The sequence below is a fragment of the Pantoea sp. 22096 genome, from assembly GCF_052045955.1.
Lineage (GTDB): Bacteria > Pseudomonadota > Gammaproteobacteria > Enterobacterales > Enterobacteriaceae > Pantoea > Pantoea alfalfae.
This window is the reverse complement of sequence record NZ_JBQEPW010000001.1, coordinates 677,364-701,090: the sequence shown is the minus strand read 5'-3', so window position 1 is coordinate 701,090 and position 23,727 is coordinate 677,364. Positions and strand designations below refer to the sequence as shown.

The window sequence follows — 23,727 nt, the reverse complement described above, 5'->3', positions numbered from 1 at the left end:
TAACCGTTTGTGAAAACGTGCTGATAGGTTGCACTCGCTCACAGTTATCCGGTTGTACCTCTGTATAACCGGCCGTAAATCCGCTTTTTATCGGGCCTGCCGACCTGGCGAGGATCTTGCAGCAATATCCGTGCCGCATTGCGGGATTTAACAATTGCCGATGTAAGAAGGGTGTTAACTGGCTCACATTTAACACGGTTGCACAAAGTTGCAACTTAAGTGATAGTGCAGCCAACGCCGTACCGAACCACTATTAAGGAGCTCTGGAGTCATGGCTACAACCACCATGGGTGTGAAACTGGATGACGCAACACGTGAGCGCATCAAACTGGCTGCGCAGCGTATTGATCGCACGCCACACTGGCTGATTAAACAGGCCATCTTTAATTACCTGGGCCAGCTGGAGAGCGGCGATGCCGTGCCGGAGATCCCGCTTTCTGCCCAGGCGGCGGCCGAGTCTGACGACACCCAGCCAGAGGAGACGCATCAGCCGTTCCTTGACTTTGCAGAGCAGATTTTACCTCAGTCCGTGACCCGTTCAGCAGTGACCGCCGCCTGGCGTCGTCCAGAGACCGATGCGGTGCCAATGATGCTGGAGCAGGCGCGCTTACCGGCAGCGCTGGCAGAGAAAACCCATCAGCTGGCTTACCAGCTTGCCGACAGGCTGCGGCACCAGAAAGGTGCAACCGGACGCGCTGGCATGGTGCAAAGCCTGCTGCAGGAGTTCTCGCTTTCTTCACATGAAGGTGTGGCGTTAATGTGTCTGGCGGAAGCGCTGTTGCGTATTCCTGACAAGCCGACACGCGATGCGTTAATCCGCGACAAGATTAGCAACGGTAACTGGCAGTCTCACCTGGGACGCAGCCCATCGCTGTTTGTCAACGCGGCGACCTGGGGCCTGTTGTTTACCGGCCGGCTGGTCTCAACCCACAACGAGGCAAATCTTTCCAGCTCGCTCAACCGCATTATTGGTAAGGGCGGCGAGCCCCTGATCCGCAAAGGCGTGGATATGGCGATGCGTCTGATGGGTGAGCAGTTCGTCACCGGTGAAACCATTGCTGAAGCGCTGGCCAATGCCCGCAAACTGGAAGAGAAAGGCTTCCGTTACTCTTACGATATGCTGGGCGAAGCGGCCCTGACCGCAGGCGATGCTAAAGCCTATCTGCTCTCTTATCAGCAGGCGATCCACGCCATCGGTAAAGCGTCGAATGGTCGTGGCATTTATGAAGGCCCGGGCATCTCCATCAAGCTCTCAGCCCTGCATCCCCGCTACAGCCGCGCACAGTATGAGCGCGTGATGGAAGAGCTCTACCCTATTCTGAAATCACTGACGCTGCTGGCTCGCTCCTATGACATCGGCATCAACATCGACGCAGAAGAAGCTGACCGCCTGGAACTGTCGCTGGATATGCTTGAGAAACTCTGTTTCGAGCCAGAACTGGAAGGCTGGAACGGCATCGGCTTCGTGATTCAGGCTTACATGAAACGCTGTCCGTTTGTGATCGATGAGCTGATCGATCTGGCGCAACGCAGCCGCCGTCGTCTGATGATCCGTCTGGTGAAAGGCGCGTACTGGGACAGCGAAATTAAGCGCGCCCAGATGGAAGGTCTGGAAGGCTACCCGGTTTACACCCGCAAAGTTTACACCGATATCTCATATCTGGCCTGCGCCCGCAAACTGCTCTCTGTTCCCAGCCTGATCTATCCGCAGTTTGCCACGCACAACGCCCATACCCTGGCCGCAATTTATCAACTGGCAGGCAATAACTACTATCCGGGGCAGTATGAGTTCCAGTGCCTGCACGGCATGGGCGAACCGCTGTATGAGCAGGTGGTCGGCAAAGTGGCGGACGGCAAGCTGAATCGCCCCTGCCGTATCTATGCGCCGGTCGGCACCCATGAAACCCTGCTGGCCTATCTGGTGCGCCGCCTGCTGGAGAACGGGGCCAACACCTCCTTCGTTAACCGCATTGCCGATACCTCGCTGCCGATTGATGAGCTGGTGGCCGATCCGGTGACCGCCGTCGAGAAACTGGGGGCCAGTGAAGGCACCATTGGGCTGCCGCATCCGAAAATCCCGCTGCCGCGCGAGCTGTATGGCGAGAACCGCGTGAACTCTGCGGGTCTGGATATGGCCAACGAGCACCGTCTCGCCTCCCTCTCCAGCGCCCTGCTGAGCAGCGCGGCACAGCCCTGCCTGGCCGGGCCGATGATCGAAGGTGACGCGGGTGCTGGCGAATTGCGTGACGTTCTGAACCCGGCCGCACCGGGCGATCGTGTGGGTCAGGTGCGTGAAGCCACAGAACAGGAAGTCTCTGTGGCGCTGGATGCTGCCGTGAACAGCGGACCGATCTGGTTTGCTACCCCACCGCAGGAGCGCGCGGCGATACTGGAACGCGCCGCACAGATTATGGAAGGCCAGATGCAGCAGCTGCTTGGCATCCTGGTGCGTGAAGCAGGCAAGACCTATAACAATGCCATCGCGGAAGTGCGCGAAGCGGTGGATTTCCTCTATTATTACGCCGGTATGGTCCGTGACGATTTCGACAACGAAACCCATCGTCCGCTGGGTCCGGTGGTCTGTATCAGTCCATGGAACTTCCCGCTGGCGATCTTTACCGGCCAGATTGCGGCTGCACTGGCAGCAGGCAACAGCGTGCTGGCTAAACCGGCTGAGCAGACACCGCTGATTGCTGCACAGGCAGTTCAGATCCTGCTGGATGCGGGTGTACCGTCGGGCGTACTGCAACTCCTGCCGGGTCAGGGTGAAACCGTAGGCGCACAGCTGACCGGTGACAATCGGGTGCGCGGCGTGATGTTTACCGGCTCAACCGCGGTCGCAACCCTGCTGCAGCGTAATCTGGCCGGTCGCCTTGACCAGCATGGTCGTCCGGTGCCGCTGATTGCTGAAACCGGCGGGATGAATGCAATGATTGTCGACTCTTCCGCGCTGACTGAGCAGGTGGTGATCGATATCGTCGCATCGGCCTTCGACAGTGCCGGACAGCGCTGTTCTGCCCTGCGTCTGCTTTGCATTCAGGAAGATGTCGCTGACCATACGCTGAAGATGCTGCGCGGCGCGATGGCGGAGTGCCGCATGGGCAATCCGGAGCGCTTCTCAACCGACATCGGCCCGGTGATTGATGCTGAGGCAAAAGCCAATATCGATCGCCATATTCAGGTGATGCGCAACAAGGGCTTCACCGTTTATCAGGCGGTACAGGATAACCCGCAGGACAGCAAAGAGTGGACCAGCGGCACCTTTGTCAAACCGACGCTGATTGAGCTGAATCAGGTCAGCGATCTGGATAAAGAAATTTTTGGACCGGTGCTGCACGTTGTGCGCTTCACGCGCAATAACCTGCCGAAGCTGGTTGAGCAGATTAACGCCTCCGGCTATGGCCTGACGCTCGGCGTGCATACCCGCATCGACGAGACCATCGCTCAGGTTACGGCCAACGCCCGTGTCGGTAACCTCTACGTTAACCGCAACATGGTGGGCGCGGTCGTGGGCGTTCAGCCGTTTGGCGGCGAAGGCTTATCCGGAACCGGTCCGAAAGCGGGCGGTCCGCTTTATCTCTACCGCCTGCTGGCCAGTCGTCCGGATGGCGCGCTGCGTCTGACCTTTGATCGTCAGGATGCTGAGCGCCCGGCAGACAGCACACTGCGTCAGTCACTGCTGGCACCGCATCAGGCACTCAGTAACTGGGCAAAAGATAAACCGGAACTGGCGCAACTCTGCCAGCACTATGGCGAGCTGGCGCAGGCGGGCGTGGTCCGTCTGCTTCCTGGTCCGACCGGCGAGCGCAACACCTTCTCGCTGTTACCGCGCGATCAGGTGCTTTGCCTGGCTGACAATGAGCAGGATGCATTAATCCAGCTGGCTGCTGTGACCAGCGTCGGCAGTAAAGCGCTGTGGCAGGATGATGAGCTGCATCGTGCCCTGCGGGCCTCACTGCCAGAGGCCGTGAAAGCGCGCATCACGCTGGCACGTGATCCGTTAGCGGCAGAGTTTGATGCGGTGATCTATCACGGCGATGCCGATCAGTTGCGTACGCTGTGCGAGCAGATTGCAGCGCGTGACGGCGCGATTGTCTCGGTGCAGGGCTTTGCCCGTGGCGAGACCAATCTGCTGCTTGAGCGTCTGCTGATTGAGCGTTCGCTGAGTGTAAATACCGCGGCGGCGGGTGGTAATGCGAGTCTGATGACCATTGGGTAGCGCTGAAGCTTAAGGGGCTTGTTCGCTGCGCGAACGGGCTTACAGCTGAGCTGTTGCTGTGGGTTGTTCGCTGCGCGAACGGGCTCTGAGAGGGGTTTCGTTCGCCTGGCGGATGCATGCGCTAAAGCTGGGGTGGTTCGCTGCGCGAACGGGCTCTGAGAAGGGTTTCGTTCGCCTGATCAGTTGGGCAGTTTCAGACACGCCTCTGCAGGCGACCGACAAGGGGCGCCAGTCGCCGCGCCCCTTGTCCCCCGGCTCCGGCCTGCTTCACCGCCGCTTCGCGGTCCCTTCGCTTCTTCCGGATTTCTCACGGACCACCGGGACGCGCCATCCCTGGCGCGAACCCGCCTCTTCGCGACATCCCTGTCGCTCGTCCTGAAATCCCTCATCCGCTCAGCGGTTCAGATGGCCTCCCTGACCCCTCGCTGTTATTTCTTCTTTCTGTGTTGGTTACTTTATCGCTTTACGTTTCCGGGATTGGCTTTGGCTTTGGCTTTGGCTTTGGCTTTGGCTTTGGCTTTGGCTTTGGCTTTGGCTTTGGCTTTGGCTTTGGCTTTGGCTTTTCAGGTCAGCAGACAATACAGCACCAGAGAAAACAAAAGAGATAACAGGCGGGGGTTTGCCAGAGGCATCCGAAGCGCTGAGGAACAACCGGAGGCCAGGATGAGCCGACAGGACGTCGGCGAAAGGACGGTCCGCTGGCCGCAGGGCGTGACGAAGGTACCCCGCAGAGCGGGGCGCGCAGGCTGCCGGACGCCGGGATTGTTAAGGGGCGGGCATCCGCCCCTTAACGCCTCCGCCTGCACAGGCAACCTGAAACTCCCCATCACCTGGCGGGCGAAATCTTCTCAGTGCCCGCCCGCTGCACAGCGTCCTCTTCCCACTGCAAAGCGCCCCTCACCCGCCGCCAGGCACCCTCTTCATCAGCGTCGGAAACACAAACAGCGACTGCCCCACCCCGCGATTGGTCAGCGACCAGATTGCCACTGAACAGACCGAACAGAGCCCCACGATGGCCACCGGATAGAAACAGGCCCAAAGAAACGAAAACCATGCCTGCTCGAACAGATGATGCCGCTGCGCGAACAGAATCGCGGACATCCCAAAGAACTCGATGAAAATACGGTGAATGACGTAAATCTGCAGCGTATTGCGGCCCACCCAGTTGAGATAGCGCATGCTGAAATGCTGATTCAGCCAACGGCATGCAGCAATACTGAACAACACCGCCAGCACACACAGGAACAGACTCTTATCCAGACCGAATATCACATGAATACCGGCGACCGCAGCAAGTAGCGCCCAGGGCATCAGATTCTCTCGCCGCCATTCACTCAGGCGCAGCATGGTCTGGCTCCAGAACGCACCTAAAAGGAAGAACAGGAAATATTGCGCCAGACTCTGCGGACCCCAGAACGGGATCACTTTTTCGACCGCCAGATAATTCAGCAGAATCGCCACCGCCACCAGGGCCAGCTTATATTGGCGAAAAACTTTGGCACAGAGGAAATAGAGTCCCAGCCCGTAGAGATACCACGAGGTACTCATGGCCATAAAGGTCAGCTTGAGAAATTCAAACAGCGAACCGGCATAGGCGGCATTCAGATTCTGCGAAATCCGCTGGCCGGTAATTTCAGTTGAGATGCCAATGATGGACCACCACTGAATAAATCCCCACAGAATATAGAGATAAAAGAGATTAGTGATGCGACTGGTAAGCACCTGTTTCCAGGGCCGGTTAATAATGCCATTGGTCGCCAGCAATCCTGACACAAAGAAAAAGGCGGGCATACGCAGCGGCGACAGGACCGTATTAAACTGTATCCATATTTCGGCGGGGATCCATCCGGCAGTGAGGTATTTCATCGTCCCTTCAAAACCCGGTAATACCGTGTGATACAGGACCACCAGCAATATGCAGGCGCCCTTAAGGGTATCTACCCACAGGATCTGGTCTGACTTAGTCTGGCTCATTCAATGACTCCTGCTATGTAGGTCAGAATGCTGGAAAGTAAAAGCGAGGAAATTAGTATTGCTTTTATGATTATCCAGCGATTATTCGCCATTGAGCCGATGATGAATGTAGCGAAACTCTTAAAAGCCGCCGGGTGGCCCTGATGCCACAGTTATTTACTCTGCAGAACGTTTCCTTACACTTATTAATCAACATGCAAATACGCTAATTATCAGCGCCACAGCCAGGATAAATGATAATAATGTTTCATATTGCAGGGAATATAAATAAGAGAAAGCGGTATCGGGAAAAACCATTAAATATCCGATGAAAGGAAAAGATTTGTCAGATGTGGCAAAAGGTTTAACAGCTGAATAATGGGTTGTGCTATTACGGCACGCATTATGCTGACAGCCGCCCGTTATCGTTAAAAAGTGAGGCCATTGAGTCGGTTAAAACTGCCTTCCCGGGAAGGCAGTGAGGTTACTGACTGAGAAACTTATCGAGGAACTGACGGGTACGCGGCTGCTGAGGATTACTGAACAACGCTTTCGCCTCGCCCTGCTCCACAATGCGCCCCTGATCCATAAAAATAGCGCGGTCAGCGACGTCGCGGGCAAAGCTCATCTCATGTGTCACAATGACCATGGTGCGTTTCTCTTCGGCCAGCGCGCGAATAGTGCTGAGCACTTCACCCACCAGCTCCGGATCCAGCGCCGAGGTCGGTTCATCAAACAGGATCACTTCAGGTCGCATTGCCAGCGCACGCGCAATCGCCACGCGCTGTTGCTGTCCACCCGACAGACGACGCGGATAGCTCTCCTCTTTACCATGCAGACCGACCTTCTCCAGCAGCGTACGGGCGCGGGCTACCGCATCCGCTTTCGGTTCGCCTTTAACGATGACCGGTCCTTCAATGATATTCTCCATCACCGAACGGTGCGGAAACAGATTGAAGTTCTGGAAGACAAACCCGACCTGCTGACGCAGACGACGCACCTGCTCTTTCTGCTTACTTTGTGCCAGCGCCGCATCTACGATGATCTCTCCAACGCGGATGGTGCCGCTGTCCGGCACTTCCAGCAGGTTGATACTGCGCAGCAGCGTGGTTTTACCCGAGCCGCTGGGACCGATAATTGCCACCACTTCACCGGCGGCCACATCAAGGTCAATGTCGTGCAGCACCCTCTGGCCGTTAAACGATTTCACCAGCTTTCTGACTTCGATGGCGCTCATTTCGACTCCGAATCCTGACGATTAACATGCTGTTCCAGCCGGTTCTGCAGCGCAGATAACACCGTTGCCATCACCCAGTAAATCAGCGAGGCGGCCAGATACATGGTGAAGACTTCCAGCGTACGTGAGGTGATCAGCTGCGCCTGACGGAACAGTTCCGGCACCTGAATGGTCGCCGCCAGCGAGGTATCCTTCACCAGGCTGATAAAGCTGTTGCCCAGCGGAGGCAGCGCGGTGCGGGCCGCCTGCGGCAGGATCACCCGGCGCAGGGTCTGCCAGCGGGTCATACCGATACTCGCCGCCGCTTCCCACTGTCCGCGTTCAATCGATGCAATCGCGCCGCGCAGTGACTCTGAAGCATACGCGGCGGTATTCAGGGAAAGACCAATCATCGCGGAGGGGATTGGATCAAGCTCGATGCCAAACTGCGGCAGGCCGTAGTAGATCATAAACAGCTGGGCGATCAGCGGCGTGCCACGGAAAATCGAGACATAGATCCGCGCCAGCCAGCGAACCGGCCAGAAGCGCGACAGACGCATCAGCGCCAGAATAAAGCCCAGCAGCAGACCAAAGAACATGCCGCCGATGCTGAGCTGCAGCGTGAACAGCGCGCCTTTTAATAAAAAAGGTGCTGAATCCAGCACCAGTTGAAGACTTTCCTGCATTATTTCGTCACGTCCGCGCCAAACCATTTCTGAGACAGCTTGCTCAGCGAGCCATCTTTCTGCATGTCAGCAATCGCCTGGTCAATCGCTTTCAGCAGATCGTCGTTGCCTTTACGCACTGCCACGCCCGATTCCTGACGTGAGAAGGCATCACCCGCAACCGCCATGGTATCGCCGGTTTTCTTGACCAGATCCAGCGCAGCCAGACGGTCAACCAGAATGGCATTCAGACGCCCAGAGCGCAGATCCTGATATTTTGTCGGGTCATCATCATAGGTACGGATGTCCACACCCTTCACGTTCTCACGCAGCCACTGTTCATAGTTGGTGCCCAGACCCACGCCCACTTTCTTGCCCGCCAGGTCGGCTGGTTTAGTGATGGTGTTCGCATTGGCTTTCATCGTCAGCGCCTGAATACCGGAGACCGTGTATGGCGTGGAGAAGTCATACTTCTTCTTACGCTCATCAGAGATGGTGACCTGGTTGATGACGACATCAATACGCTTCGCGTCGAGTGAGGCCAGCATGCCGTCCCACTTGGTCGGTTTCAGGCTCGCCTTAACGCCCATGTGCTGCGCCAGCTGTTCCGCGAACTCCACTTCAAAGCCGGTCAGCTTGCCCTTTTCATCCTGGAAACTGAATGGCGGATAGGTGCCTTCCAGCCCCACCAGCAGCGTACCGCGTTCTTTAATTTTGTTCAGCAGGTTTTCGGCTGCAAAGGTTTTAACGTTGACGCCTGCGATCAGCGCCACAGCCATGACGCCCATCACCATCTGACGACCTGCACGAGAAAAGGACATATTCACCCCATTATTGACAGTATTGTGTGTGTGTTCTTATAAGGGCAGCACCGCGAGCTGCTGCCAGTCCAGAATGATAACGCACGGAGTATAAACTGTTTTATTCGCTTGTCTCAGACCGAAGGATGATAAGCAAATAACGCCGGTGCGCCGCCCGTATGAATAAACAGCAACGGGCCTTCACGACGGAAACGATTCTGGCTGATGCCATCCAGCAATCCGGCCATCGCCTTGCCGGTATACACCGGGTCGAGCAGAATGCCTTCCAGCTGCGCCAGCAGTTTCACCGCCGCCATGCCTTCATCATTCGGCTCGCCGTAGCGCGGCGCAAAATAGTCATCCCACAGCGTGATCGGTGCCTTAGCCTCCACTTCCAGCGTCTCTGCCAGCGACTGACGCAGCCGCTCAACCAGCGGCAACTGCGCGTCGACCTGGCGTGAAACGGTGACGCCGACCAGCTCAGTTTCCGGCAGCAGATGCTCCAGACCTACCGCCAGCCCTGCATGGGTGCCGGCACTGCCCGAGGCGACAACCACGGCGGCGAAATCGACTACGCCTTCGCTCTGATGGGCGATCTCCTGCGCGCACTCTACATAGCCTAGTGCACCCAGCGCATTTGAGCCGCCGACCGGCACGATGTAAGGGCGAAATCCCTGGGCTTCCAGACGCGTGGCCTCTTCAGCCAGCTGTTCAGTGGGGTTGTGCAACGCATCCACCCTAATCACTTCCGCGTCCATCAGGTCCAGTAACAGACGGTTACCGTTGCTCAGGTAGTTTTCAGCATGGGTGCCAATCGGGTTTTCCAGCAGCGCCACACACTTCAGGCCAAGCCGGGCCGCGACGGCCGCCGTCTGACGCACATGATTAGACTGGATTGCGCCCGCGGTCAGCAGCACGTCTGCACCTTCGCGCAGCGCATCGGCTGCCAGGAATTCGAGTTTGCGCAGCTTATTGCCGCCCATCGCCACTGGTGTGAAGTCATCACGTTTGATGAAAATATCGCGACCCAGATAGTCGGAAAGCCGTGGCAGATGTTCTAACGGCGTCGGTGCGCCAAGCAGTTCAAGACGCGGGAATTGATGTAACAGATGTAAAGACAATGCTGCCTCCGGTCGGGCATGAAAATTATCCTTACAGTGTTGCAGAAGATGCGCAAAGGATCACCCTGATTCCGGTGTCCGCAGATGTGGTAATAGAGGTGAGAAGAAAGAAGCGCCGTGCTCCCCCTTCCCTTTTCCCTGGCGGGCAGGTAAGGGAGAACGTGCGGCAGGCACGCGGGGGAGCAATCGGTGCAGAACAGGCTTACGCCTGCTGCCAGCCTAAAAACTGATCGTACTTGCGCAGCGCGATACGGTAATTGTTATTACCGGCATCGGGCAGATCGCTTTCCAGACACTGATGCCAGCTATTTCCTTTAAGCCTGTCGGCCGGGAAATTTTTGGCTTTTAGCATCTCATCCAGTCGACGCAGACGCACCACATATTCACGAATCGTGCTGGGGCTCATCTCTGTCTGTTCAAACAAATATTGTTTAAACGCCATAATGTCGAAGTAATTAGGATGGGTATTACAAAAAATATCACTACAAAAACGACAAAGCGCGGTCAGTTCGGGCTGAAGTTTCAGCCACAGCTGCTCATCAATCATCTGGTCCATCCGTGCGATGGCCTCTTTATTGATGATCTGGCCACGAAAAACGAGCGCCATTCGATCTAATATCTTGCCACAGTGTGAACAGTTGCTCTGGCTGTGCTTATAGTCTTTAAGATAACGACTTAACGGTCTGGCCTTGGTCTTGGCTCCCATTACTGAGTCCCCGGTTTCTTATAATTTTGAATCGCCAGGAACTGATACTGCTAGCGCGCTCCCGCAAGTCGGGCCCGCAGGCGTTTAATCGCCTGACTGTGCAGCTGGCTGACACGGGATTCACCCACATCAAGTACCGCACCAATCTCTTTCAGGTTCAGTTCTTCCTGGTAGTACAGTGTCAGCACCATCTTTTCACGATCGGGTAACGCTTCGATCGCTTCAATGACGCGCTCACGCAGACTCCCTTCAAGCAACTGGTGAAGCGGATTAGCCTCTTCATGGCCTTCCGTCACCAGTTCCGCGCTGTCGCCGTGCTCTTCCCGATACTCGTCGTAGGAGAAAAGTTGACTATTGTTGGTGTCCAGCAGGATCTGCCGGTACTCCTCCATGGAAACATTCAGCTGCTGCGCCACTTCCTGCTCGGAAGCAGAACGCCCCAGCGACTGTTCCACTCTGTGCATTGCGCCCGCCACTTCACGTGCGTTACGACGCACGCTGCGTGGTGCCCAGTCCCGACTGCGAAGCTCGTCGAGCATTGCGCCACGAATACGCTGCACGGCGTAGGTGGTAAAAGCTGTGCCCTGGAGCGCGTCGTAACGCTCTACGGCATTTAACAGCCCTATCCCACCCGCCTGCAGCAAGTCGTCAAGCTCAACGCTGGCCGGCAGGCGAACCTGCAGACGCAACGCTTCATGGCGCACCAGCGGCACGTAGCGCTGCCAGAGCGAATGCTTGTCCATCACGCCTTCGGCGGTATAGAAATCGTTCACGTTGACTACCCTGCGTTAATGAAGTTATCGGCATGATTATCCAATTCTGTAGCGTTTTCGATTGGCTGAATAGGCGGGGTAAAACGAGGCTATTTGATTTTTGTTAAGTCAGCGTGCAGTTATTTCTGCACGCCTCCTGGAATTAACGACGGGCGCGCAGCCGTTGCCGCGTGGCGGGCGGCACCGCGGCCCACAAACTGCAGATACGCCCCTCCAGCTCCTGATACCAGGGCGCAATGTGCTGCCGCGCCTCCTCGCCGGGATGCACCTGAATCGCGCCTGATTCAGCATCAATGCTAATCAGTCGGTTAATAAATAGCCGCTGCAGATCGCTGCGTAAAAACAGGCCGTTATCGATGCTGTTGTCTGCCAGGACGCCATCATCGCCTTCCTGCGTGTCGATATGGCAGGCTTCCACCCACGGCCAGTTGTGCCGTTCGGTCAGCTCGGTGCCGGTCATCACGCAGGCACCGTAGCGGGCTTTGACACCGGCGCTGAATTCCGCCTGGCTGGCACGCTGCAGCACCCGTGCTTTGACGCGACGGCCGACTTCAGTACCCGGCATCACCGCTGCAGGGACCTTGTGCTGCGGCGTACTGAGCACCACGATGAACTGAATACGCTGCGACTGCGGAAAACAGGGGTCCGCCTGCGGATTAAAGAGCTGCCAGTAGATGTCCTCATCATCCTGATGCATCAGCACCAGTTTATAGCCGCGACTGTTTAACAGATTCTGTGCCGTGGCCGATTGTGGATCGATCATTGCGAAGACCTGACTGCTGCCCATCACTTTCCACAGATTGTCGCGCTTCTCGTTGTCGCTGCGACGAAAATAGAGGAATGAGAGATTCTGCTTAAGGTAGTGCTCAAAGCGGCGCAGATAATTTTTACGCTCGTTGTCATGGGAGATGAACAGCAGATCTTCCAGCGGACTGTTGCTCTCTTCACGCGCGAACACCGCACGGATTTTCAGCGTGCGCAGGCCGGTAGACGGGCTAAGCAAGGCGCGCGCCGTCAGCTCTTTATCATCAGGATATTGCAGCGCATAACGCCGGGCGATCTCCTCGAAGGTCAGCCGCTCGCCCGGTAACAGGTCATAATTGAAGCGCATAGACACTCCACAAAGTTAAAATCAAAAAATGATGTTGTTCTGTGGAGAGTTATCGGCAGGCTGGAGGGGAACTGTAACGGATGGGATGATCGTCATTATCTGGCTGAGTGTGCCAGGCTGTGGAAATCCATGCACCGAATGGGTACGTATACGTACCCATCTTCCCGGTATCAGCGATCTTTACGGGCAAGCCATACCGGCAGTTCTCCCGACTGGTAAATCCAGCGTCTGTTAACTTCCTGATAGAGGTTTTCACCGAGGCTTTGCATTAAAAGCGGATTGCGGATCATTTTGTTAATCATAAATCGCCACTGCGACGTTTTATTTTTAATACGCTCAACGCTCATTATCTCTTTATAAGCATCGTGATCGCTGGCCAGCACCGGGTAACCGCAGGCACCTAACTGCGCGATAACACGATGCCCTTCCGCCTGGTTGAGTAACGAATCTGAGAGAGGTGCAAGCGCAAGGTTTAAATTTAAGGACTGAAACAACGGCGCAAGCCTGTTTTGCGGCACTTTGCGATGATATTCATGGATAGAGGCTTTCCATGCGTCAGGACAGGCTCCGTAAACAATCCAGCAGACATCTTCACACATCTCCTTGATAAGCACCTCAATGTGCCGCCAGTCTTCCGGGTGCAAATCCGTCAGCACGATGCCCACTCTGGGCTTTGCGTCATTTTCGGCTGAACGATAATCAGGCTGAACGAGTCCCTGCCAGTCCGTGCCGAGCTTATCCTCCTGAAGGAGCATGTTTTTGTGGCTGAAAAGTTTCAGCGCAGCGGCATTCCTGACCACCAGCATGTCCGCGCCCTGCATAATCGCATCACGATCACGCTGATGACTGTTCGTGCTAAACGACGCCCGGGTTATGTCAACAATGAAACGGGTGTCAGGGAAAAGATGCCGGTTCTGTAACAGCCGCACCTGTCTGTTGGCCATCACATCGCTCAGCACAACATACTCAGGTTTTAGTCTGTAAAGTTCACCAGCAGATAAACGATGAGTGACCAGAGTGTGTAAGCCGCTTGCGGAGTGGGTAATCGCCTGATGACGATCTTTGACACGCTGAATTTCCGCGAAGTCTTCGGGATCAGACAAAAATAGCGAATCGAATTTTAAGCCCAGCCGGGCCGCTATCAGCGCGCTATTATTTTCCCGTACAAAACGCTCACCACTCCAGGAGAGATTAGGATTCATAACAGGGTCACGGGCTAGCCGGTCGATCCACTGGGCTGTAAAGAGCGCAGTGCCGGGGATAAGTTCTGCTTCTGACATGATTTCATCGCAACATACCCGTGACTGAGGAACGGCTAACATGACAGATTCTTTTTCTGACGCCCTTAACAGCAGATCGCTGACTGCCTCATGGACGGTAGTGAACTTTTCATTAAGCCCTCCTGCCTGATGGCAGGCTGCGGTTCTCAACATGATACATTCGCTGCTGAGCAGTAAATAGCGTTGCGGAACAATCTGTTCCGGGCTGTACGTCCCGTCTGCTGCGTTGAACTGATCATAGTGGCAGCGTACCGTCCCATCAATAATGCCCGGGGAGTAGAGGTGGTGACGTTTATCAGTTAAAAATGGCGCACAGGCGAGGAGTTCAGAACGCCCGCAATGGTTCAGCAATGCGTTCAGCCAGGCTTTATTATTAAAATAAACCCCACAGGAAAGATAAAGTGTAAATTCACCGCGCGCCACAGAGAGAGCATAATTCAGCGCACTGACGCTGCTGATTTTCTCATCAACGAAATAGACTCTGAAGATATCTTCATTTATTTCTGAGAGTGAAGATAGCCATGCTCTGACGCTCTCGTCTTCTGACAGATTATCGATAAAAATGATTTCATAGGCTGTATCAGTGACGGTGTCGACAAACGTCGACAGCGTCCGCTTAACCTGATCGATTTCATTGTCTACGATAAGAACGACGGTAAGCTTTTTAATTGCTGAGGTATTGTAATGTATAGCAAACACGTTCTTATTTTTTTCAACTGAAGCATTGCTGTACCCTCTCAGCGTCAGGTGCTCTGCCAGTAAAGCCTGCGTTAACTCGTCATTATTATTGTCTGCTGATAACACCTCTAACACAGGCAGCGGGATATGCTGAATATCAGCCATCATTCGCGCATTGAGCAGTGGGAATAAAAAATCGATTTCAACCGTCCGGGGTGAAATGTCACGTGATTTAATTATCTCCATACACAATTCACGTCTGAAGAAAGCCCCCCTGGCAAAGCACTCTGGCTTCGCTAAAAAGTAATCAGGATCAAAATCGGGCAGAAAAAGTGACGAAGTCTCCCCATCCGAATCCAGCCAGATACGGTCTGTATAAAATGCCAGCGAGGTCGTGATTTTTTCGCTGAAAAGAGAGAGACTGTTGAAAATATTCGGGAAAATTCTGTCGCCAGAATGGAGGAACAGTATCCATTCATTCTGGTCTTCAGCCAGCAGTTGGCTTAACCAGCGGCTGAAGTGATTCGGTTTTGAATCCTTTTCACTCATTTCCACAGTGGCGTAGATGTTAATATCCACGCACAGCGTATGAAGTGAGGTGAGTGTAATATCAAGTGCCTGCTGCGATGAGTTGTCATCCAGAACCACCACGCTGAGGGACAGACCGCCATCCGTCTCAGCCAGAGATTTTTCAGGCACGGGATAATGGGCCAGCCAGTTTTCCGTTGAGACAAACTTCTCTTCACTTTTCTTCTCTGCAGCCGTCTGCGTTTTACTAAAAAAGTGCGTTAACTGCTGCGAGAAATTTGCTTCAAATTTTCGCATGTGGTCGCGAACGTTATAAAGCCCGGCACGCGTGCTCTCCAGTTCCGCGGGATCGTCACTAAAGCAGACACCCGCCCCACCCATATCGCGAATCGAAGCATCGGAGATGGCGAGTTTTTCATAACCCGGGGCGACCAGAGAAACCACCGGCACCCCACACAATGCAGCCAGGTTACAGGTTCCGGACCATTCAAAGGTGTACATCACCGTGGCCGACTTTAAAATTTCTGCCAGCTCTGCCAGAGGACGAGGATTTTTAACCGATATAATCGTGATATCGTCGGGTAAAGCAGTAAAATCGACTTTCTCTTCGGGTACCCGATTCAGATAGAGAAGTTTTGTCGTTTTTGCTCTGCCGTCATCCGAGAACATCGCTAAATCCGGGCCTACCATCGTTAAAAAATCAACGTCAGGTTCTTTCACAATCAGCTGTGAGCTATACCAGAAAAAGAGATCCTCTTCTGTTTCATTAAGACGATTACCATTGAGCAGCGCTTCATGATTTAACATGTAGCGCACACAGACGTCAGCCTTAATCGGATTACCAGAATAAATTTCAGGATAAACAGCGATGGGGATCAGCTCCGATTTTTTATGCTGATCATAAATGTCAACATCCAGCTTAGGCGTATTCCAGGCAGGATTGGTGATATCGCTATTTACCATCCATGCATTGCCGCCATGCAGATTGATTTGATGACAGAGTTTGTGCAAAGCCTGAATACCGCCGGACGACTCCCGATAATCAGGTGAAAATATATAATAAGGATGTTTAAATTCAGACATTGCAACTCCGCCCGCCAGGTTGATGAAATCACTTAACCGTTCTGTGCTCTGCGCTGTTTCAGGCCATCTGAAATTTTGATCAGATAGCCTGAAAGGTTAACAGCTGCCGAAAGGAATCAGGGCTGCCATGCTTTTGCCCACAGCCGCAGGGTCTCACCGGTCAGCATCCAGTTACGTCGGATCTCAGCCTGCAATTCCATTCCCATTTTTGCGCTGGCATCCGGGTCAGCCAGATGCATCCGGATAGCCTCGCGCCAGTCAATGAACCGGTTATTAACACGGGTAACCGGCAGATTATCGTCCCGATAACAGGCAACGTTGCTGCAAATAACGGGCACTCCGCAGGCACCGTATTCCAGTAACCTCAAATTACTTTTACAGGCGTTAAAGATATTGTCTTCAACCGGTGCCAGCGCCAGATCGAGATTGAGCGACGCGAGCGCTGCAGGATAAAGTGTGAGATCAACGCCACTGTGTATTTCGTGCACATAAGGACGGAGTTTATCCGGACACATACCCATAAAGATCCATTCAACGTCTTTAGAAAATTCCCGGACAATGTCGAAAATCATTTCAAGATCGCCCCGATGACTGACACCGCCAGCCCAGCCCACACGGGGTTTATTACCCTGCTGACGCAGTGAGCGAAGGCTGCCCCAGGCCTCTGAAGGAAGGCGATTTTTCATCACAACGATATCCGGATGCATATCACGCATCGCGTCGGCCAGTGGTGCGGTAGAGACCACAAAGCGGTCAAAAAAGCTCAGGCTTTTACGTATTAATTTTGCCGTCTCCTGCTTATAAGCGTGACGGCCATGATGTTTCATGGGCAGATTGATGATGTAATCGTCCAGTTCAAACACCTTAAATACGTTGTGAAGTTTACTGACTCGCTCCATCCAGTTATGAAATGCTGGTGCATACCGGCGCTGGATAATCAGACTATCGGGGCTGAACTGCCCCATTTCACTCAATGTCAGCAGTGTCATACCGCTTTTCCCCTGAGCAACGCCTTCCGCTATCATCGCCTCAAGCGGTTGAGTAATACGGTAATGTCCGCAACCGTAAATATCGGCATTATGCGCAAGGAAGGTGGGCAGATTTTCTGCTCTGACCGGCAGCCAGTTAACATCGTCATTTCGTAATTCGAAGTGACGACTTCGCATTGAAAGGTTTGGGTTATACGCAGGGTCACTGGCCACGACCGGCATCCATTCAGCATAAATTTTGTCTTCTTCCAGCTGTTTTAATTTACTGGACGTCTGCACGGTTTCATCCGGGAACGGGCTGGTGCGTGCTGCGGGACGATGCAGACGGGCATAAGGTGTCCAGACCGTCAGATAGCCCTGCTCCCGCGCCTTCAGGCACAGATCAACGTCAGCATATAAGCGCTTATCCTGATCAAATCCTCCCAGCTCGTCGAATACCGATTTGCGCATCAGCATCAGATCACCCGAAACGGCACTGTAGTTCTGATCGACATTCATGCGCCCCAGATAGTTGGCGTCTTTGTCGTCATTACCTCTGAAGACTTCACCCACTGCACCGTTTACCCCCAGGACGTAACCCGCATGCCTGATCTTATTGTCAGATGAGAGATGCTTTCCACCCACAGCAAAGACTTCAGGCCGTAGTCCATGATTCAGGAGATTATCGAGCCATTCACCGTCAGTGACCGCCATTTCACAATGCATGAAAAGCAGATAGTCTCCTGTAGCCTGTTCAGCGGCGAGATTAGCCATAGCACTGTGGCTGAATGCGCCGTTAAAGCTTGCCGTTTTTATACGGACAGGATCAACTTTTGCAATATCTGACAACCATTTATCCCGCTCAGTCGTCCCCTGGTTATCAGAGATGATGATCATCTCGTACTGGTGCCAGGTGGTTTTTTCCAGCACGGTCGTGACGCAACTAATCAGCGAGGCGAGATCCCAGTTAGCCAGAATGATGATTGAAACCACCGGCTTATCGGGATGGTTGTATCGTAAACGATAATTGAAGAATTTATCTAATGCCGCCCGTCCATCCGGGTAGCCGCGATTATGCAAATGCCGCTCAATGATCGCCACATCTTCAAGGATATCTCTGCTTTTCAGATGGCCTGTTAACAATGGCTCAGCGAGGTGACCGATACCCTCAAACCCCTGAGATTCAATCAGCTTAATAATGAGATCAAACTCTGCTGAAGCGGGATAATCGGCATCCAGTCCTTCCGCCGCTAACAGCAGCTCTCGCCGGAACAACCAGTGTTGCGCCATCGTTTTGGGCGAACTGAGCAGTAAATCAAGATTAAAATCGGGCCTGAAAGCGGCACCGAGTGGTGCATTATCGATATAAAAAAATTCATCCGCATAGAGTGCTAAATAATGGTTTTGAACGAGGAGCATTTTGCTCAATGCGATCATACCGGAGGCGTGCAGAATCGTGGTCGCCTCAAGAAACATGATCCACTGGTCTTCACGTTCATGGATAATTTGATTGATGACACTGATTCGGCTCTGCTCTGTTGCGGCATAGCATTCAGCGTTCGTGTCAGGCTTTACGTCGATGGCAACGATAACCGGTTCAAACCGGATGCCCACTGTCGCTGTCTGGCCGATTGATTTCAAAAGTATATCCAGACCGGTGACGGTCTCTTCTGTAACCGTAATCACGACCAGCACGCTGACGGGATGCGTGTGCGTCGCGGCAAGATCCACCAGCATATTATGCTGCAATGGATTCAGGGTGCGTGAAGCTCTCCACGTCGCAAGCGTGTCTAAGGTAAAGTTCTTCTGCTGCTCTTCAGAAAGATTTTTAATGCCAAACAGATCAGGTCGCTCCGTGGAAGCAATGCGCGCCAGATGTGGCTCATGGTCGACATCATTAAACCAGCTTTCGTTACGGATCTTTTCATAAAACGCCTCTCGCCCGTCTCTGAAAATATCGTTACTTTCACGCTGATGAGGCTGAAATTCCACATCTGAAGCACGAATGCTACACAACGGCGTGGCAAACCAGAGAAGGTGGCTGTGCCTCAATAAATGGTGAAAAATAACCAGCGCCGGAACCGCCTGTAATGCCGGATCGCCGGTGGTGAGCAGTGAATGATCGATAAGGCTGCTGGTGAGATCTTCGCGGTAAAACAGCGCGGCGGTCATTTCTCCCGGCAGACTGTACGCTTTCAGTGTCTGATTACGCAGCAAATCCTGGCCGTTGATAATGCTGTTTTCACTGTACAAAGCCGATGTTGAGATAAGCTCGGGCAGCACTTCACCCTGTGGACCTACCCGCTCCCGACGGGAGGCCGCCACACGGCACTCAGGCTGTGTCATCAGGCCTGAGACTAATGTGGAGACGCAGGCAGGTTTCAGGAGATCGGCATCTGACAGGAATTTAATATATTTTCCGCGCGCTGCGCTGACGGCAGCCTGATAAACCGGTACCGTCCCATCATCTATTTTTAAATAGCGAAGAAGATGGCCGTATCGGACAAGATAACCCTGTAGCTTCTTATGAATAAAAGGCGCGTCACTGTAATCAGCCACAATGATTTCAATATGCGGGTAATCCTGGCTGAGCACACTGTCGAGTGCGTTTGTAAACCAGGCTGAAGCGCCGGCGGTAATGATGATGCTGACCAGATCATGTTGATGCATTTTACTCTCTCTCACTGACTCCTCTGAGTCATGACCGACTGAGAGCAGCGCACATTTTGCTTTAGCATAATCTTTGTGCCTGGGTTCAATCGGAGAAGTAAAACAGCAAAGAGGGCCTAATCTGCCAGAACGACAGCCAAGTCCTGTTTTTAAGCCATAAAAAAACCCCGCCGAGGCGGGGTTTTTTGCGTGGATTCTGAGGGAATCGATTAGCCCTGCAGCAGAGACAGAACCTGCTGTGGAACCTGGTTAGCTTTTGCCAACACTGAGTTACCAGCCTGCTGTACGATCTGCGCTTTAGACATGTTTGAAACTTCAGTTGCGTAGTCAGCATCCTGGATACGAGACTGTGCAGCTGACAGGTTAGTCGTGGTGTTGCTCAGGTTAGTCACGGCTGAGTTCAGACGGTTCTGAATCGCACCCAGTGAAGAACGGAACTTGTCAACGCTGGCAATCGCTTCGTCCAGTTTAGCCAGTGGGCTTGATGATGCACCCGTAGTCAGGCTGGACAGGCTCATGTTAGTGGTGTCCAGTTTGAACGCTGCGGTGCCTGGAGTCGTTGCAGTATCGGCTGACTGTGGGTCAACTGCGACGAAGAAGGACTGAGACGCGCCGCTGGCGATATCAAAGCCATTTGCTTTCAGGTTGTTGGTTTCAGCAGCGCTTGCTGATGCAACAGTGACTTTAGCAAACATTTTGCCGTTGTCATCTTTGTACACAGTACCGGTGTCAACAGTCACACCTGAAGTTGCCACACCCAGACGGGTAGACAGGGCATCAGCAGTTGATTCAGCAACAGTTGCGCCAGTTACGTTGGTAGTAGAACCGTAAGCAGCTTTAAATTCTGTTGCGCCAGCTGCAGTTGGGGTACCAGCAGGACCGTTCACGTTGAAGCTATCCAGACCCAGGGTCTTGGAGTCGATTTTTTTCAGGTCGATAGTGATGGTTTCGCCATCGTTAGCGCCAACCTGGATGTTCATTTTGCCGTCTTTAGCCAGCACGTTCACGCCGTTGAACTGAGTCTGACCAGAAACGCGGTCAATCTCGTCCAGACGTGATTTGATTTCGTCCTGGATTGAAGATTTGTCAGAATCTGAGTTAGTACCGCTTGAAGCCTGTACAGTCAGCTCACGGATACGCTGTAAGTTGTTGTTGATTTCTGACAGCGCGCCTTCAGTCGTCTGCGCAGCAGAGATACCGTCGTTGGCGTTACGAGCAGCCTGAGTCAGACCCTTGATGTTAGAGGTGAAACGGTTGGCAATCGCCTGACCAGCAGCGTCATCTTTCGCGCTGTTGATACGTAAACCAGAAGACAGACGCTCCATTGAAGTAGACAGAGCTGACTGGTTCTTGTTGATGTTGTTCTGAGTGATCAGCGAGAGGCTGTTGGTATTAATGACTTGGGCCATGATAAATTTTCCTGTTAATCAAGTCTTTCGGTTAAGGTGTGGGCTTCAACCCGCCGGCTTCAGCGCCGTCAAAGTTGTTATCGTCTGCCGTTTAACAACCTTTAGAATTTTTTTAGTACCAGGCGAATTTTTCTGCTTCAGCCTGTCACGTTTTAAGTTATCGCCACCCGTCCCGACTTCTTTAGACTTAATTCATTAATTTTCTAGTCACTGAATTACCCTTCTCTATAGTGCTTATTTACCTCATTACCCTAAGGCAAATAACGTTAAACTTTACCTATTCAAGGCCGATAACCCAGGTATCAATTTCCCTGTCGACCTTATAAAGGAATTAACATGGCCAGTATCAGTAATCTCGGTGTGGGTTCCGGCCTGCCACTCAGTACCATGCTTGACAGTCTGACCACCGCGGAAAAAGCGGCACTGACACCCATTTCAAAACAACAGTCAGCTTATACGTCCAAACTCAGTGCCTATGCCACCCTGAAAAGTTCTCTGACAACATTCCAGACGGCCAACACCAAGCTGAACAGTGCGGACCTGTTTACCGCAACGACCGCAACCAGCAGCTCCACGGCCTTCAGTGCCACGACCTCTGGCAGCAGCACCGTCGCCGGTAAATATGCGATTAACGTAACGCAGCTGGCGCAGGCGCAGGTTTTGACCTCTGCTGTGCAGAGCAGTAGCACTGCCGCACTGGGTGACAGTTCAGTGGCCAGCCGCAGCATTGCGATTACCTTAAAAGATGGTACCAGCAAAAGCGTAACGCTCTCGGCCGATCAGACCTCGCTGACCGGTATGCGTGACGCTATTAATGGCGCGAATGCGGGTATCACCGCCAGTATCATTAAGGTGTCAGATGGCAGTTTCCGCCTTTCCATGAGTGCCAACAAAACCGGCAGCGACAATGCGGTGGCAACGATTGCCGTCACCGGTGACAACACGCTGCAGGGAATTGTGGGCTTTGACGCATCCGCCAGCAGCAATGTAATGACAGAAAGCGTTAAAGCGCAGAATGCCCAGCTTACGGTAAACAACGTTGCAATTGAAAACAGCAGCAACCAGATCAGTGATGCACTGGAAGGGATTACGTTAAATCTGACTGCGCAGACGGTTGGCAGTCAGACACTGACCATTACCAAAGACACCTCAAAAGCCTCCAGCGCCATCAGTGCCTGGGTGGATGCATACAACACCTTGCTGGATCAGTTCAACACCCTGACCAAATACACCAAGGTTGATACCAATACGGATTCACAGGACTCCAGTAATGGCGCGCTGCTGGGCGATAGCACATTACGGACGATTGAGACGCAGCTCAAGACGATGCTGACCAACGCGCAAAGCTCATCATCCTATAAATCACTGGGTCAGATTGGTGTTACTACCGATCCCACCACCGGTTCATTAAAACTGGATTCGACCAAGCTGAGTGCCGCCCTGGATAAAGATGCGGCGGGCGTGAAAGAGATGATCGTGGGTGACGGTAAAACTGGCATTACTGCGAAAATCGACAGCAAACTGACTGACTGGCTGGCATCCAAAGGGATTGTCCAGGCTGCGACTGATGGCGTCAGTAAAACACTGAATACCTTAACCGCCCTTTATAACACCACCAGCGATCGCATCGATGCGGATATTGCGCGTTATAAAACACAGTTTACCCAACTGGATATGGCTATCAGTAAACTTAACTCGACCAGTACCTATCTGACACAGCAGTTCGATACGTCAGATTCGTCTAAAAAATAACAGGAGTGTCCATGTACAGCGCTACAGGCACCAAAGCCTATGCAAAAATTGGCGTAGAAAGCGCCGTGATGAGCGCCAGCCAGCAGCAGCTGGTCGTGATGCTGTTCGACGGCGCACTGAGCGCGTTAATCCGCGCCCGCCTGTTTATGCAGGATGGCAATATCGAAGGCAAAGGCAGCTCCATCTCCAAAGCCATCAATATTATCGAAGCGGGTCTGAAAGAGGGCCTGGCTGAAAACCGTGGTGATGAGCTGGCAGACAATCTGCTGGATCTTTACAACTACATGACGCGTCGCCTGTTGCAGGCCAACCTGCACAATGATGTTGCCGCGGTCGAGGAGGTCGAAGGCCTGCTGCGCAACATCGCGGACGCGTGGAAAGAAGTGGTTCAACCTAACCTGATTCAGGACGCCGTTTAATGACTACTGCACCGCATCTGATTGCCGTTTACCAACAGTTACTCGATCTCAGCCAGGGAATGCTGCGTCATGCCGCACAGGGCGAATGGGATGAATTGATCAGCCGGGAGATGGAGTATGTCAATGCGGTGCAGGACTTAGCCCAGTCGACAGAGGCAGTATCGCCTTCATCACAGACGCAGGAGCAGTTACGTCCGGTACTGCGCCGTATTCTCGACAACGAAAGCGAAGTAAAACGCCTGCTGCAGGCGCGGATGGATGAGCTGGCCTCGCTGGTCGGTCAGAACAGCCGTCAGAAATCGGTGATGTCCGCCTATGCCAACCAGGGCGGCATTGTGATGGTACCGCGCGAAACCCTCTCCTGATCCCCTGCTCT

General features: G+C 53.4%; 16 protein-coding genes. 5 read left to right on the top strand and 11 right to left on the bottom strand.

Translation table 11 applies throughout. The features are described from left to right. The first annotated feature begins 271 nt into the window (after window positions 1–271). Together putA and ACTJKZ_RS03105 are read left to right on the top strand one after the other, a co-directional pair. Window positions 272–4,219 carry a trifunctional transcriptional regulator/proline dehydrogenase/L-glutamate gamma-semialdehyde dehydrogenase gene (putA, locus tag ACTJKZ_RS03110; protein WP_440829207.1) on the top strand — a complete coding sequence of 1,316 codons (3,948 nt, stop codon included), beginning with the start codon at window positions 272–274 and terminating at the stop codon, window positions 4,217–4,219. A gap of 443 nt (window positions 4,220–4,662) precedes the next feature. Continuing rightward, window positions 4,663–4,827, top strand: a complete 165-nt coding sequence (locus tag ACTJKZ_RS03105; RefSeq protein ID WP_440829206.1) for a hypothetical protein — start codon at window positions 4,663–4,665, stop codon at window positions 4,825–4,827. A gap of 289 nt (window positions 4,828–5,116) precedes the next feature. Here ACTJKZ_RS03105 and ACTJKZ_RS03100 read toward each other — a convergent pair whose 3' ends face one another. The 11 genes from ACTJKZ_RS03100 to ACTJKZ_RS03050 form a co-directional block, all read right to left on the bottom strand. Beyond that, window positions 5,117–6,193, bottom strand: a complete 1,077-nt coding sequence (locus tag ACTJKZ_RS03100) for an acyltransferase family protein (protein ID WP_440829205.1) — start codon at window positions 6,191–6,193, stop codon at window positions 5,117–5,119. A gap of 463 nt (window positions 6,194–6,656) precedes the next feature. Continuing rightward, window positions 6,657–7,409 carry an L-cystine ABC transporter ATP-binding protein TcyN gene (gene tcyN / locus ACTJKZ_RS03095; protein ID WP_161736968.1) on the bottom strand — a complete coding sequence of 251 codons (753 nt, stop codon included), beginning with the start codon at window positions 7,407–7,409 and terminating at the stop codon, window positions 6,657–6,659. Further along, entirely contained in the window at window positions 7,406–8,074 is a 669-nt protein-coding gene (gene tcyL, locus ACTJKZ_RS03090) for a cystine ABC transporter permease (protein ID WP_013358251.1), read from the bottom strand. The genes tcyN and tcyL overlap by 4 nt, the downstream gene beginning before the upstream one ends. Then, window positions 8,074–8,874, bottom strand: a complete 801-nt coding sequence (tcyJ, locus tag ACTJKZ_RS03085; RefSeq protein ID WP_031593429.1) for a cystine ABC transporter substrate-binding protein — start codon at window positions 8,872–8,874, stop codon at window positions 8,074–8,076. The genes tcyL and tcyJ overlap by 1 nt, the downstream gene beginning before the upstream one ends. Before the next feature lie 113 nt (window positions 8,875–8,987). Continuing rightward, window positions 8,988–9,974, bottom strand: coding sequence for a D-cysteine desulfhydrase (locus ACTJKZ_RS03080; RefSeq protein WP_161736969.1), 987 nt, complete (start codon window positions 9,972–9,974; stop codon window positions 8,988–8,990). Window positions 9,975–10,176: 202 nt separating this feature from the next. Then, on the bottom strand, window positions 10,177–10,680 hold the full coding sequence (gene fliZ, locus ACTJKZ_RS03075; protein ID WP_222925356.1) for a flagella biosynthesis regulatory protein FliZ: 504 nt from the start codon (window positions 10,678–10,680) through the stop codon (window positions 10,177–10,179). Window positions 10,681–10,730: 50 nt separating this feature from the next. Further along, window positions 10,731–11,453, bottom strand: coding sequence for an RNA polymerase sigma factor FliA (locus ACTJKZ_RS03070; RefSeq protein ID WP_003854529.1), 723 nt, complete (start codon window positions 11,451–11,453; stop codon window positions 10,731–10,733). A gap of 142 nt (window positions 11,454–11,595) precedes the next feature. Beyond that, window positions 11,596–12,564: an HNH endonuclease signature motif containing protein gene (locus ACTJKZ_RS03065; RefSeq protein WP_161736513.1), complete on the bottom strand. Its 969-nt coding sequence runs from the start codon at window positions 12,562–12,564 to the stop codon at window positions 11,596–11,598. 170 nt (window positions 12,565–12,734) lie between these two features. Then, window positions 12,735–16,133 (bottom strand): glycosyltransferase family 2 protein, encoded by a 3,399-nt coding sequence (locus tag ACTJKZ_RS03060; RefSeq protein ID WP_440829204.1) that lies wholly within the window; start codon window positions 16,131–16,133, stop codon window positions 12,735–12,737. Between the two features lie 116 nt (window positions 16,134–16,249). Continuing rightward, window positions 16,250–19,771 (bottom strand): glycosyltransferase, encoded by a 3,522-nt coding sequence (locus ACTJKZ_RS03055; protein WP_440829203.1) that lies wholly within the window; start codon window positions 19,769–19,771, stop codon window positions 16,250–16,252. A gap of 209 nt (window positions 19,772–19,980) precedes the next feature. Continuing rightward, window positions 19,981–21,180: a FliC/FljB family flagellin gene (locus ACTJKZ_RS03050; RefSeq protein ID WP_440829202.1), complete on the bottom strand. Its 1,200-nt coding sequence runs from the start codon at window positions 21,178–21,180 to the stop codon at window positions 19,981–19,983. Window positions 21,181–21,516: 336 nt separating this feature from the next. Here ACTJKZ_RS03050 and fliD point away from each other — a divergent pair, with 336 nt between their 5' ends. From fliD to fliT, 3 genes are read left to right on the top strand one after another with little or no spacing between them, the layout of a single operon-like run. Continuing rightward, on the top strand, window positions 21,517–22,932 hold the full coding sequence (gene fliD / locus ACTJKZ_RS03045; RefSeq protein WP_161736516.1) for a flagellar filament capping protein FliD: 1,416 nt from the start codon (window positions 21,517–21,519) through the stop codon (window positions 22,930–22,932). Between the two features lie 11 nt (window positions 22,933–22,943). After that, window positions 22,944–23,351 (top strand): flagellar export chaperone FliS, encoded by a 408-nt coding sequence (gene fliS, locus ACTJKZ_RS03040; RefSeq protein ID WP_110330520.1) that lies wholly within the window; start codon window positions 22,944–22,946, stop codon window positions 23,349–23,351. Further along, a complete protein-coding gene (gene fliT / locus ACTJKZ_RS03035) occupies window positions 23,351–23,716 on the top strand; it encodes a flagella biosynthesis regulatory protein FliT (RefSeq protein ID WP_161736517.1) in 366 nt (121 codons plus the stop codon). The genes fliS and fliT overlap by 1 nt, the downstream gene beginning before the upstream one ends. The last annotated feature ends 11 nt before the right edge of the window (window positions 23,717–23,727 follow it).

Excerpts from the sequence above, each read along its gene's own strand:
- tcyN (WP_161736968.1), bottom strand. The coding sequence starts at position 7,409 with ATGAGCGCCATCGAAGTCAGAAAGCTGGTGAAATCGTTTAACGGCCAG.
- ACTJKZ_RS03065 (WP_161736513.1), bottom strand. The coding sequence starts at position 12,564 with ATGCGCTTCAATTATGACCTGTTACCGGGCGAGCGGCTGACCTTCGAG.
- fliD (WP_161736516.1), top strand. The coding sequence starts at position 21,517 with ATGGCCAGTATCAGTAATCTCGGTGTGGGTTCCGGCCTGCCACTCAGT.
- fliZ (WP_222925356.1), bottom strand. The coding sequence starts at position 10,680 with ATGGGAGCCAAGACCAAGGCCAGACCGTTAAGTCGTTATCTTAAAGAC.
- ACTJKZ_RS03100 (WP_440829205.1), bottom strand. The coding sequence starts at position 6,193 with ATGAGCCAGACTAAGTCAGACCAGATCCTGTGGGTAGATACCCTTAAG.
- ACTJKZ_RS03055 (WP_440829203.1), bottom strand. The coding sequence starts at position 19,771 with ATGCATCAACATGATCTGGTCAGCATCATCATTACCGCCGGCGCTTCA.
- putA (WP_440829207.1), top strand. The coding sequence starts at position 272 with ATGGCTACAACCACCATGGGTGTGAAACTGGATGACGCAACACGTGAG.
- tcyL (WP_013358251.1), bottom strand. The coding sequence starts at position 8,074 with ATGCAGGAAAGTCTTCAACTGGTGCTGGATTCAGCACCTTTTTTATTA.
- ACTJKZ_RS03050 (WP_440829202.1), bottom strand. The coding sequence starts at position 21,180 with ATGGCCCAAGTCATTAATACCAACAGCCTCTCGCTGATCACTCAGAAC.
- ACTJKZ_RS03060 (WP_440829204.1), bottom strand. The coding sequence starts at position 16,133 with ATGTCTGAATTTAAACATCCTTATTATATATTTTCACCTGATTATCGG.
- fliT (WP_161736517.1), top strand. The coding sequence starts at position 23,351 with ATGACTACTGCACCGCATCTGATTGCCGTTTACCAACAGTTACTCGAT.
- fliS (WP_110330520.1), top strand. The coding sequence starts at position 22,944 with ATGTACAGCGCTACAGGCACCAAAGCCTATGCAAAAATTGGCGTAGAA.
- tcyJ (WP_031593429.1), bottom strand. The coding sequence starts at position 8,874 with ATGTCCTTTTCTCGTGCAGGTCGTCAGATGGTGATGGGCGTCATGGCT.